The organism is Methylobacillus glycogenes JCM 2850 (genome assembly GCF_000617925.1).
GTDB classification, from domain to species: Bacteria; Pseudomonadota; Gammaproteobacteria; order Burkholderiales; family Methylophilaceae; genus Methylobacillus; species Methylobacillus glycogenes.
This window is the reverse complement of the sequence record NZ_BAMT01000007.1, coordinates 42900-55166: the sequence shown is the minus strand read 5'-3', so window position 1 is coordinate 55166 and position 12267 is coordinate 42900. Positions and strand designations below refer to the sequence as shown.

Here is a 12267-nt window from a genome sequence, read left to right as displayed (position 1 = left end):
TCAGCCTGGGCTGGCGTGACGTAGAGCGCAGGCACCAGCAGCAATAAGGTGGAAAGTACTTGCGCAACCGCAATGCTGGATAACTTGCGTTGCAAGCTAGCCGGTAAAACAGGTGATGACATGAAGAATCCTTAAAGACATGAAAATAGTCTGCTATTTACAAAAATAGCGTTGCTATTTCCTATGCCACTCCAGCCGTCAAAACAGCTCAGCGCTGCATGCATTGAGCATGACGCAGGATCAGGCGTCGTGGGCTGGCATCAGCCTGACCCAGTAGCGCGTCAGGCTACGCACTTGCAACTGCAGGCTGTCACTCAGCATGGCAATGACTTTATCGGTGTCGTGCAGGGGGTAAGTACCTGTGACCTTGAGCTGGGCAATGCTTTCATGGCAGCCCAGGCTGCCAGGTCTATACCTTGCCAGCTCAGCGAGAAACTCGACCAGGGGCATGTCGTCTGCCACCAGCATGCCCTGCATCCAGGCATTGTCATTGGGGTTAAGGCGCTCTACCGGGGCCAGCATGCGCCGGGTGAAGGAAAGTTGCTCTCCTGCTTGCAGCCGGGTACGGGCTGCCAGTTCACTTGGGGCAATTTCCACCACGCCTTCAAGCAGGCTAACGCGTATGGGCGCGTCTTTTTCATCACTGAGCTGGCGCACGCCAAAGCGCGTACCCAAGGCATGAATGCTGCCTTGATCGGTTGCCACCAGAAAAGGCCGCCCCTGGCCTGCATGGCCAGTGCTGATGTGGATTTCACCATGCAGCAGCATGATGATGCGTTGCTGCTGGGTATACGCCACGCTGATGGCGCTGGAGGAATTGAGCGCGACTTCGGTGCCATCTTCCAGCGTTAGATTGCGTGATTCGCCCACGGCGGTGCTGTAATCGGCATTGAGACGCCACCAGGGCAATCTATCTTCCACCGCCATGGCACCACCGCCTGCAAACAGCAGCACGGCCAGGGTTTTGATGGCACGCCTGCGCTTGAAGGAGCACGTGGTGCCAGGGTGGCATGCGCCAGCGGCGAGGATAAGCCACCGAGCTTTTCACCCAGCAGCTCGATATGCTGCCAGGCGCGTTCATGATCGGGGTGGGCATCGCGCCAGGCTTGCCATTGCTGGCGCAGGGTTTCCGGTTGTTCGGCAGATTGCAGCTCTACCAGCCACTCGGCCGCGGCGCGGCTGATATCGGCAGGGATAGCAGCTTTAGGGCGTGACTGATTCAGCCTCATGACATCAACCTCATGCTGACTCCAGACCAAAACAGCATTGCTGGATGGCGCGCACGATATAGCGTTTGACCGTGGACACGGAGACTTTCAACTCAGCGGCAATCTCGGCCTGGCTCATGCCATCGAGTTGGGAATAAAGAAACGCCTGCCGCACTTGCAATGGCAGCCCATCAAGCAGGGCATCAATTTCCAGCAGGGTTTCCAGCACCAGGGCGCGGGCTTCAGGTGAGGGGGTGTAGTCAGCAGGCATATGCAGCAGGGCTTCTTCGTAAGCCTGCTCCAGCTTTTTGCGCCTGTAGAAATTAGATACCAGGCCGCTGGCCACGGTGGTGAGAAAAGCACGCGGTTCACGCAGATGCTCACTGTCGCCGCTCAACATGACGCGGATAAAGGTATCTTGCGCCAGGTCGGCGGCATCGGCATGGTTGCCCATTTTCTTGCGCAACCAGCCATTGAGCCAGCCATGATGATTCAGGTACAAAGCCTGTAAGGCATTGCCGGGGGAAGAAGAAAGCTTGGACACAGCAAGCTGCCCAGTAATGAGAATAAATCTCATTATATAGCATTACCCTCACTGAGACAAAGCGGCTGCCTTACTGCATCAAATCTTCACCGTCGGCAATAATCAGCTCCAGATGCTGAGCCGCATAGGCTTGCCAAAGAAATAGCCCTGCGCCATGGTGCAGCCCTGAATCTTGAGCAGATTGGCCTGCTGCTTGCTCTCCACCCCTTCGGCCACCAGCTCCAGGCGCAAGGCATGGGCGATACGGATAATGGCGGTGATCAGCTCCAGCTTGTCCTGCTTGATGGCGATATCACGCACAAAGGAGCGGTCTATCTTCACCTGGCTGATAGGGAATTGCCCCAGATAACTCATGGCGGAGTAACCCGTGCAGAAGTCGTCAATCGAGATGGTGATGCCCATCTGCTTGAAGGCGCTCAGCGTGGCAATAATCTCCTTGCTGTCTTCCAGCAACAGGCTTTCGGTGATTTCCAGCTTGAGCCATTCCGGCTTGCAGCCTGTCTCGGTCAGTATCTGCTGCACCGAGGCCAGCAAATCGTTATAGAGGAATTGGCGCGAAGACAGGTTAACCGCCATGCTCAGCGGCGCATCGGCTGGGGCCTTGGCATTGAGGCTGGCCACAGCAGCGCAGGCTTCACGCAGCACCCAATCGCCAATCTCGACAATGAGGCCGCTTTCTTCTGCCACCTTGATAAATCTATCCGGCATGACCACACCCAGCTGCGGGTTACGCCAGCGCAGCAAGGCTTCTGCGCCTATGATGCGGCCGCTCATCAGGTCTATCTGCGGCTGGTAGAACAACTCAAATTCACTGTTTTTCAGTGCCTGGCGTATGGATGCGCCCAGCAGGATATATTCCGAGGCCTTGGAGCCCAGCTCCTGCGAATAGAACTGGTAGTTGTTGCGGCCATAATTCTTGGCGTGATACATGGCCACGTCTGCGCTTTTGAACAGCTTGGCGCGGTCGCTGCCATCATTGGGGTAGATGGCAATGCCTATACTGGTGGAGATGAACAATTCCTTGTTCTGGATCAGGAAGGGCTTGGCAATCTCTTCATTGATTTTCTTGGCAATGGTGGCCAGGTCATCAGGGTTACGCAACTCGGGCAGCAAAATGGCGAATTCATCGCCAGACAGCCGCGCAATAGTGTCATAAGCCCGTACCGAGGATTGCAGGCGCTTGGCCACTGAGACCAGCAACTCATCCCCGGCGCCGTGGCCCAGGCTATCGTTAACTTCCTTGAAGCGGTCCAGATCCAGCATCATCAGACCAAACTGCTGCTGGTGCCAGCTGGCATCGGCCAGCACCTGGTTCACGCGGTCGGCAAACAAGGTACGGTTAGGGATGCCCGTCAGTGCATCGTAGTAGGCCAGATAGTGAATACGCTCGCGGTATTCCATAAGCTCGGTGATATCGCGCTCAACCGCCAGCACACCAGTCACCTCGCCGTGATCGCCAAATTCCGGCACAAAGCGCACATGGATAAACCAGGCGCTACCATCATCGTTCTCGCCGCGTAGCTCTAGGAAATCCGGTGCCACGCTGGCAATCACGCCTTTGATCTTGTCTTCATATTTGACATAGATTTCGCCACCGGGGAATTCCGAAGGTGTCTTGCCTATGATGGCGGAGGAGCGCAGGCCAAAGCGCTTCAATTGCGGTGTGTTGATATACAGGCGGCGCGCATCCCTGTCGTAGCGGATGATGGTATCTGGCGTGTTGTGAATCAGGGATTGCAGTTCGCGCTCGCGCTGTAACAGCTTTTCTTCATTGAGCTTGGCGTCGGTAATGTCGCGGGCAAAGCCCACGGTGCCGACCAGCTTGCCAGCCACCACCACCGGGGATTTATAGGTTTCTATCCAGCCGCGCTCACCATCATCCTTTTCAAACATATCAATCACAAAGCAGGATTCACCGCTTTGCAATACGCGCTTGTCGCTATCTACATAGGCCTGGGCCAGATCAGGCGGGAACAAATCAAAATCGGTTTTGCCTTCCAGCGCCTGCTTGCTTTCTACCTGGGCAAACTTGGCATAGGCGGTATTGGCAGCCAGCAAGCGGCTATTGGTATCCTTGAACCAGATGACAAAGGGGAAATTCTCAATCAAGGCGTTCTGGTATTCATCGCGTTGCTGCAACAGACGTTCGGCCCGACGTATCTCCGAGATATCGCGCGTGATGGAAAGTACGCCTATCACCTTGCCCTGCAAATCACGCTCAGGCACGGCGTGCACGGATTTGCAGATGACTTGTCCCTGCTCCTTCCAGCATAGCTCGATCTGGGCGGCCTGACCTGATGCCATGACCTCGCGCAACCTGGCTTCATAGTCATCTGGCTGCATGGCGGGCTTGCCCCAGGCTTCAGTGGGTTTTTTGCCTATGGCCTGCTCAACTGGCAGGCCAAACACGCGCTCATAATCATCGCTGACAAAGACGCGGCGGCAATCCTGGTCGTAACGGATAAAGATATCGGGGGAGTTTTTTACCAGCAGGCTGTATTGCAGCTCTTGCTCGCGCAATTGGTGATGCAGATGCAGGCGCGTGCTGATGTCGCAGGCCATGATGACATGATAGGGCTGGCCTTCCTGCTCTAGTGGGTGTGAGACCACCTCCACCGGAATCAGCTTGCCGGCTTTATTCAGCCATTGGGTCTCGCGCGTGGTTTTGTGCGCGTGGGCGCTCGTGGCGTTGAATCGGTCCGGGTGTGTGCTACTGAATTGCAGTAGTTGTATGCAATCCAGCCCAGGCTCCAGTGCCGGGAGGTACATTTGCAGCAAGGTCTGCTCGTCATAGCCCAGTAAATCGCTGCTGGCCTGGTTGGCAAAGCATATCCTGGCCTGCGCATCGCAGATCAGCACAGCTTCCTGGATATGGTTGATGGCGAAACCCAATATCTTGAGTCCAGATGACTCGCTCAGTCTAGGGTCCTTGATTTCTGCGCTGCTCATTCAGTTCACCACAAGCTATTTGTTTTTAGATTTCAATGGGATTAAACCATATACTTTCAGTAGATTATCAAGATCTGGCAAATATTTTACTTAGGGCTGGGTTCCTGAGGCTGTCTGGGCAGGTCTATCAACACTTCGAGGCCACCACTGGCCAGGTTACGCAAATGGATTTCTCCATCGTGCGCTTCAACAATGGTCTTGGCGATGCTGAGACCCAAACCTGAACCCCCGGTCTTGGTATTACGTGAGGTTTCCAGACGGTAGAAAGGTTCAAATACCTGCTTGAGCATATCTTCCGGTATGCCTGGGCCGTGATCGCGGATGGCAACGCGCAGGCGGCTGGGGCTGTCCATGACCTCGATATGCGCAGACTTGCCATAGCGTATGGCGTTTTCCAGAATGTTCTGCAAACAGCGCTTGAGACTGACTGCATAGCCATCGATAGGCACTGCCTCGCCATGCAATGACACTTCGGCCCCGGTTTCCTGCGCGTCTACCTGCAAGCCCTGCAGCATGGCGTTGATGTTGATGGGGTGGCGGTTCTCATGCACCTCAACGCCGCGCATAAAGTCTACGGTGGAGGAGATGAGGTTTTCCATATCCTCAAGATCGCGGCGGAATTTATCGCGCAGCACGGGCTGGTCTATCTGCTCGGTGCGCAGGCGCAAGCGCGTAATCGGTGAGCGCAGGTCATGCGAGATGGCGGCTAGAAAGCGCGTTTTCTCGGTGACGGTATCTATCAGACGCTGCTGCATGAGGTTGAAGGCCTTGGCTGAACGCCGCACCTCGGTGGGGCCATCGATATCCAGCGGAGGGCTGTAGATATTGCGCCCCAGGCGCTCGGCGGCGGCAGCCAAGCGGTTCAGTGGCCGCATGATCTGCCGTACCGCAAACAGGGCAATGCCTATGATGACGACGATGCGGATGAAATAGATGCGGAACAGGTAATCAAACAAATCCATCAGCGGTGCCATGCTCATGCCCGCCTGGCCTTCATAGGCATCCAGCCGCAGCCATTGCCCATTGGCTAGTTGCACGTACAGCGTGAAATGCGCGGAAGGGTAGTGCGCCTCGAATAAATCCAGCCAGCCCGCCTCCTGGCCGTGATCATCATGCAGTTCAATATCGGTGATATGGATGGGCAGCAGGCGGCCAAACTCCTGCTCGAATACATGCTTGAACAACAACTCCACCGCGCGGTCGCGGGTTTTGAGCGCATTGAGGCGCGGCAGGCCATCAACCTCGCTGAGCTTGTACTGGGGATTGCTGAGTTTCTTGATCAGCAGGCGCTCGTCTTCTATCTTGCTGATCTCGATCAGGCTGATGCTATCGGAGAGCTTGGCAGCCAGCACGCGGGTCGGGATTTCCAGCGCCTTGCCATAATTCATGTCATACCAGATAAACCCGGTAAGAACCTGTGCGGTCATGGTGCCTGCCACCAGGACGATGACTAGGCGGCCAAACAGCGAGGCAGGCCAGAGCCATTTCATTTTTCGTGTTTGACCTGGCTGGCGAGCATATACCGGCATTACGCACGGTGCGTATGATGGTGGGGTTACGGGTATCAGCCTCAATATGCTGACGCAAACGGCTGATGCAAACATCGATGGAGCGGTCAAACGCCTGGCTATCCTTGCCATAGACATGCTCAATCAGGAACTCGCGGCTCAAGGGGCGGTTAGGGTGCTCCAGCAGCGCACGCAAGACCATGTAATCAGAGCTACCCAGCGAGACAATCACGCCTTCAGGCGAAAACATCTGCCTGGCCTGGGTATCCAGACGCCAGCCTTCAAAACTGATATAGGCAAACTCATCAGCAGCGGGTTTATCGCTCACGCGTGCACGGCGCAATATCACCTTGATGCGTGCCAGCAACTCACGCGGATCAAACGGCTTGGGCAGGTAATCATCGGCGCCGACCTCCAGGCCTATGATGCGATCTATCAGCGTGCCTTTGGCAGTGAGCATTACCACAGGAATTTCATGCTGGGCGCGTAGCTCACGGCACAGGCTCAAGCCATCTTCTTCCGGCAGCATCAGATCAAGGACAATCAGGTCTACCTGCTCCTTATTGACCACGCGCCACATCTCGCGGCCATTGGCCGCTTCAGAAATCTTGAAACTCGCATCGCGCAGGTAGTCGGTAAGCAATTCGCGAATTTCGTGGTCATCATCCACGATCAGGATGTGATCTTGATGGTTCATGGCTGGGCGCTATAGAAAATGAAGGCGTGGTCATTATAAATGAGGAAAGTCTGGCGACAAGCTATGTCGCATAGCAGCCTCAGCCTCATGCCAGTTGTCAGTGGAAAAGCCGCATGTCAGTAGTCAGTTAAAAACCGGATAAGACGTTAATTTTTTCTGATAGCCGCATAGGACAGCATCTTATAAATCCACGGTTCAGCCCGGCCTAGAATGCTTAGTCGACCTGTGCATCAGCCCCTAAGGAGACCCCATGCAGTTAGAACGTTACCAGCCTTGCATTGAAGCCCTTAAAGCCTGTATTGCCGCCTGTGAGCACTGCGCCCAGGCCTGTAAGGAGGAAAACTCGCCCCTGCATATGCAACGCTGTATCCAGCTTGATACAGACTGTACCGACTACTGCAAACTGACCCTGAGCTTTGTCCAGCGTGAAAGCGCTTTCACCGAGCTGGTGCTGGAAGACTGTGCCGAAGTGTGCAAACTCTGCGCCGAGGCCTGCCTGGAACATGATGCAGAACATTGCCAGCAGTGCGCCCAGGCTTGCCAGGCATGTGTAGACGCCTGCCTGCTCGCTACCATACACTAGCAATGTAATCGACTTTTCTCAGCCCCACGCTTATTTAAAGGAGATCATGATGCAAACCGCACATTTCAAGGTGACTGGCATGAGTTGTGGTGCCTGTGCCAATACCGTCAAAGGCGTATTACTGGCACTGGATGGGGTGAAGAATGCCGAGGTGGCGCTGGATAGCGCGGAAACCACGGTAGATTACGATGAATTTCATGTCAGTCCTACAGATATGATCTCCGCTGTTACTCATGTGGGTTTCGGCATCTGTAGTGCAGCCACGATTGATATGGCTGACTAATTTCCCCTAGCTGCATCTTCACCATGTAAAAGGCGTGCCACTGTTGCTGGCACGCCTTTTAACGTCTGTAGATACTAGAGCAAATAATCTGGATGGAGCTGCTATGTGAGGCTGTGATGATAGGCAGCACTGGAATAGCATTTGCCCGTGCTTTTACTGACTTAGCAAAGCACCATAACGACAAGTATTGAAAATAGAGTTGTGGACAGCTAGCGCGAGCAGTAGACTTGCGCTGGCTAAAACGCCTGACTTTCGCTGCGCATTAAACAATACCTTTGGATTATGCTGCCGCAAAATTGATATTGAATTTGATGGAGATTGATAATGGAAGGCAGTTGGACTGACATGTTTCCATACTTTGCTGGCGCTTTTAAGCTGATTGTATTGGGTATTGGTGCCTATTTTGCAATCAAATGGCACTTCGATGAAGAGAGAAGGGTGAAGGAAGCAGCAGGCGTGGTATTCGTTGAACCAAGCTTCATGAAGAGGTTGGCACTGATGATAGCCCTCCCAGTTGTGCTAGTGAGTATCGCCGTGCTCGTGATCTATGTGACTAAATGGTTTTACGACTGACAGACTTTAGCGCTTAGCCCAGATTCAATATATAAAAAAGCTCGCCTATGCGAGCTTTTTTATATTGCGTCTTGCGGTTTATTCCACCGTCACCGACTTCGCCAGATTACGCGGCTTGTCCACATCCGTCCCCTTGAGCAGGGCAGCATGGTAGGCCAGTAGTTGTACCGGGATGGTGTGCAATATCGGTGACAGCACGCCTACATGGCGTGGGGTGCGTATCACATGCACATGCTCGCTCTCGGTAAAGTGACTGTCGGCATCGGCAAATACAAACAGCTCACCGCCGCGCGCGCTGACTTCCTGCATGTTGGACTTCACTTTTTCCAGCAAGGCGTCATTCGGCGCTATCACCACCACAGGCATATTGCGGTCTACCAGCGCCAGCGGGCCATGCTTGAGTTCGCCAGCGGGGTAAGCCTCGGCGTGGATGTAGGAGATTTCCTTGAGCTTGAGCGCACCTTCGAGCGCAATGGGGTAGTGCATGCCACGACCCAGGAACAGGGCGTGGAATTTATTGCTGAAGGCCTTGGCCCATTCACGTATCTGCGGCTCCAGGTTAAGCGCAAACTGCACGCTGCCTGGCAGGTGACGCAGGCCATCAATATATTGCTGCTCTTCTTCAGTGCTCAAGCGGCCATGCTGCTTGGCTAGCGTTGCCGCCAGGGTAAACAGGGCCACTAGTTGCGTGGTGAAGGCCTTGGTGGAGGCCACGCCTATCTCGGCACCCGCACGAGTGTAGAGCACCAGTTTGGAGGCACGGGGAATTGCGCTTTCCTGCACATTGCAAATCGCCAGGGTGAGGTTTTGCCCCAGCGATTTGGCGTGCTTGAGCGCCTCCATGGTGTCCAGGGTTTCGCCGGACTGGGAGATGGTGACGATCAGTTGTTTAGGGTTGGGTACGGATTTGCGATAGCGGTATTCGCTGGCAATTTCCACCGAGGTGGGCAACTGGGCGATGCTTTCCAGCCAGTATTTTGCGGTCAGCCCAGCGTAATAGCTGGTGCCTGCGGCCAGGATCAGCACGCTATCCACCTGCGCAAATACTTCTTCTGCCTCGCGACCAAACAAGGCCGGGCTGAAGGCGTTGTCATCAATGATGGCTTCCAGGGTATCAGTCAGGGCCTTGGGTTGCTCGTAGATTTCCTTTTGCATGAAGTGGGCATAAGGGCCCAGCTCCAGCGATGCCAGGGACAGATCGCTGCGGTGCACAGTGCGCTCAACCACGGCACCTGTGGCATCCATGATCACCACTTGTGATTGGCTGATATCGGCCACATCGCCATCTTCCAGATAAATCACATTGCGCGTCACGGATAACACTGCGGAGACATCCGAGGCAATGAAGTTTTCGCCTTCACCCAGGCCTATCAGCAATGGGCAGCCCTGGCGTGCGCATATCATCTGGCCGGGGTAATGTATGGAAACCACGCTAATGGCAAAGGCCCCGGTTAATTCCGTCACTGCGCCCTGAACCGCCTCAAGCAGGCTTTTGCCCTGGCTTTGGTGATGGTGGATCAAATGGGCAATGACTTCGGTGTCGGTCTGCGATTCAAAGACGTAACCCAGGGACTGCAAATGCTGGCGTTGCTGATCGTGGTTTTCAATGATGCCGTTGTGCACCACGGCAATTTCACCACGCGAGATATGCGGGTGGGCATTGGATTCGGTTACGCCGCCATGGGTGGCCCAGCGCGTATGGCCTATGCCAACTTCGCCTGTCAGTTGCTGGGCCTGGGCGCGTGTCTGCATTTCGGCAACCCGGCCAACTGCACGTACGCGCTCTATGCTGTTACCTGCCAGCACGGCAATGCCTGCAGAGTCATAGCCACGGTATTCCAGACGGCTCAAACCCTCGATCAGTACTGGGACGATATTGCGTGCGCCAACTGCGCCTACGATGCCACACATATTATTTCTTCACTTTCTCGGGGCGTTGCCAATTATCCAGGGTAAATTGCCTACCGCGCGACATGGTGAGCTTATCGGCGGGAGCATCTTGGGTCAGGGTAGTGCCTGCAGCCAAGGTGGCGCCTGCCTTGACCGTGACTGGGGCAATCAACTGTGTGTCTGAACCAATAAAGACATTATCTTCAATCACGGTACGCCATTTGTTAACGCCGTCGTAATTGCAGGTGATGGTGCCTGCCCCTATGTTGACCTTTTTGCCCACCGTGGCGTCACCAACATAGCTCAGATGGTTGATTTTGCTGCCACTATCCACCTGCGCGTTTTTCAGCTCGACAAAGTTACCCACATGAGCATGATCAGCCAACTGCGTGCCCGGACGTAGGCGTGCAAACGGGCCTATACGGCATTCTTCTGCCAGGCTGGCATCGTCTATATGGGTGTAGGCAGCCAGAGCTGTGCCTGCGCCTATGCTGGCGTTGCGAATCACGCAATACGGGCCTATGCGCACATTGTCGGCCAGGCTGACCTTGCCTTCAAAGATACAGCCGATATCGATCTCTACGTCACGGCCGACGGTGAGCTCACCACGTACATCAAGGCGCGCAGGGTCGGCCAGAGTCACACCCTGGGCCAATAGACGCGCAGCCTGGCGGTGTTGGTAAACCCGCTCCAGTGTTGCCAAATCCTGCTTGGAATTCACACCAGCGACTTGCCACTCGTCATTGCACTGCACAGCACTGACATATTGGCCATCCGCCACAGCCAGCGCCACGATATCGGTCAGGTAATATTCCTGCTGGGCGTTGTTATTGTCTAGACGTTGCAGCCATTGGCTCAGCCAGCGGTTATCAGCGGCCATGATGCCGGTATTGATCTCCTTGATGGTGCGCTGTGCCTCGTTGGCGTCCTTGTGTTCCACAATGGCCTGCACTGCATTTTGAACACGCACAATACGGCCATAGCCTGCTGGATTAGGCATGTTGACGGTCAGCAGTGCCAGCGGCGCAGGTTCCTTGAACAAGGCAACACAACTTGAGACTTCGAGCAGCGGCACATCGCCCACCAGTATCAGGGTGCGTGCATCGTCTTCCAGGTGGGGCAGGGCTTGCTGCATGGCATGCCCGGTGCCCAGCTGTTGTTCTTGCTTGACCCAGACGATGTCTGACTCCCCTATGGTCTCAGGGACTGTTTCGCCGCCAAAACCGTAAATCACAATAATCTTGCTCGGCTGCAGAGCACGTGCAGTCGCCAGCATATGCCGCAGTATGGGTTTGCCCGCGATGGGGTGCAACACTTTGGGTTTGCTGGAATGCATGCGGGTGCCTTTGCCCGCGGCAAGGATGACGATATTGAGCTTGGGCAAGGAGGATGTCGGGGAAGATGACAAGGTAAGATCCGGTCTGGCGCTATTCTGGAATATCCAGAAGTATAAATAAAAACGGCAGCCAGTTGGCTGCCGTTTTGCTTAAAACAGGTGACTCTGACACTCACCAGGCCTGGCTGTTATAACAGCGAGGTATTAGTGCGTAGTCTTGCGCAGCTGTTCTATGGTCTGCAGTTGAGCCAGGGCTTCGGAAAGCTCTGCCTGGGCACGCGCATAGTCAATACCAGAGGCATTGTTCTTCAGCGCTTCTTCGGCAGCACGCTTGGCTTCGATAGCCTTGGTCTCATCCAGGTCACGACCACGGATCGCAGTATCCGCCAATACAGTGATGATGCCAGGCTGCACTTCCAGCAAACCGCCGGAAATGTAGATAGCCTGTTCTTCACCGCTGTTGGCAACCTTGATACGCAGCACGCCTGGCTTGATGGTGGTGATCAAAGGCGCATGGTTGGGATAGATACCCACCTCGCCCAGCTTCGCAGGCGCAGCGACAAACTCTGCTTCGCCCGAGAAGAGGGACTCTTCTGCGCTGACCACGTCCAGGTGTATTGTTGATGCCATATCGTTCTATCCTTAACTTTGCCTAACTAGGACTTTGCCTAAATTAGGACTTGATAGGAATAAGTT

12 protein-coding genes are annotated in these 12267 nt (G+C 54.8%); 3 read left to right on the top strand and 9 right to left on the bottom strand.

All coding sequences use genetic code 11. The features are described 5' to 3' along the window. Window positions 1–240: 240 nt before the first annotated feature. From JCM2850_RS18630 to JCM2850_RS10580, 6 genes are all read right to left on the bottom strand, one after another. A complete protein-coding gene (locus JCM2850_RS18630) occupies window positions 241–954 on the bottom strand; it encodes a FecR domain-containing protein (RefSeq protein ID WP_051525371.1) in 714 nt (237 codons plus the stop codon). After that, the gene (locus tag JCM2850_RS22800) at window positions 849–1229 is read right to left on the bottom strand and encodes a FecR/PupR family sigma factor regulator (RefSeq protein ID WP_234406203.1); all 381 of its coding nucleotides are present in this window, start codon (window positions 1227–1229) and stop codon (window positions 849–851) included. The genes JCM2850_RS18630 and JCM2850_RS22800 overlap by 106 nt, the downstream gene beginning before the upstream one ends. A 10-nt stretch (window positions 1230–1239) precedes the next feature. Continuing rightward, window positions 1240–1785, bottom strand: a complete 546-nt coding sequence (locus JCM2850_RS10595) for a sigma-70 family RNA polymerase sigma factor (RefSeq protein WP_051525370.1) — start codon at window positions 1783–1785, stop codon at window positions 1240–1242. Between the two features lie 69 nt (window positions 1786–1854). Further along, window positions 1855–4701 carry a bifunctional diguanylate cyclase/phosphodiesterase gene (locus JCM2850_RS10590; protein WP_081775030.1) on the bottom strand — a complete coding sequence of 949 codons (2847 nt, stop codon included), beginning with the start codon at window positions 4699–4701 and terminating at the stop codon, window positions 1855–1857. 86 nt (window positions 4702–4787) lie between these two features. Continuing rightward, on the bottom strand, window positions 4788–6191 hold the full coding sequence (locus tag JCM2850_RS10585; RefSeq protein WP_025871745.1) for an ATP-binding protein: 1404 nt from the start codon (window positions 6189–6191) through the stop codon (window positions 4788–4790). Next, a complete protein-coding gene (locus tag JCM2850_RS10580) occupies window positions 6091–6906 on the bottom strand; it encodes a response regulator (RefSeq protein ID WP_025871743.1) in 816 nt (271 codons plus the stop codon). The genes JCM2850_RS10585 and JCM2850_RS10580 overlap by 101 nt, the downstream gene beginning before the upstream one ends. Before the next feature lie 250 nt (window positions 6907–7156). Here JCM2850_RS10580 and JCM2850_RS10575 point away from each other — a divergent pair, with 250 nt between their 5' ends. From JCM2850_RS10575 to JCM2850_RS10565, 3 genes are all read left to right on the top strand, one after another. After that, a complete protein-coding gene (locus JCM2850_RS10575) occupies window positions 7157–7489 on the top strand; it encodes a four-helix bundle copper-binding protein (protein ID WP_025871741.1) in 333 nt (110 codons plus the stop codon). Window positions 7490–7535: 46 nt separating this feature from the next. Further along, window positions 7536–7772: a heavy-metal-associated domain-containing protein gene (locus JCM2850_RS10570; protein ID WP_081775029.1), complete on the top strand. Its 237-nt coding sequence runs from the start codon at window positions 7536–7538 to the stop codon at window positions 7770–7772. Window positions 7773–8096: 324 nt separating this feature from the next. Further along, window positions 8097–8345, top strand: coding sequence for a hypothetical protein (locus tag JCM2850_RS10565; RefSeq protein ID WP_025871737.1), 249 nt, complete (start codon window positions 8097–8099; stop codon window positions 8343–8345). 78 nt (window positions 8346–8423) lie between these two features. Here the strand turns inward: JCM2850_RS10565 and glmS are convergent, their stop codons facing one another. The 3 genes from glmS to JCM2850_RS10550 all read right to left on the bottom strand — a co-directional run bounded on the left by glmS (window position 8424) and on the right by JCM2850_RS10550 (window position 12201). Continuing rightward, entirely contained in the window at window positions 8424–10256 is a 1833-nt protein-coding gene (glmS, locus tag JCM2850_RS10560; RefSeq protein WP_025871735.1) for a glutamine--fructose-6-phosphate transaminase (isomerizing), read from the bottom strand. Between the two features lies 1 nt (window position 10257). Next, complete coding sequence (gene glmU, locus JCM2850_RS10555) at window positions 10258–11619, bottom strand: bifunctional UDP-N-acetylglucosamine diphosphorylase/glucosamine-1-phosphate N-acetyltransferase GlmU (RefSeq protein WP_025871733.1); 1362 nt, start codon at window positions 11617–11619, stop codon at window positions 10258–10260. 156 nt (window positions 11620–11775) lie between these two features. Beyond that, window positions 11776–12201 (bottom strand): F0F1 ATP synthase subunit epsilon, encoded by a 426-nt coding sequence (locus JCM2850_RS10550; protein ID WP_025871732.1) that lies wholly within the window; start codon window positions 12199–12201, stop codon window positions 11776–11778. Window positions 12202–12267 lie beyond the last annotated feature (66 nt).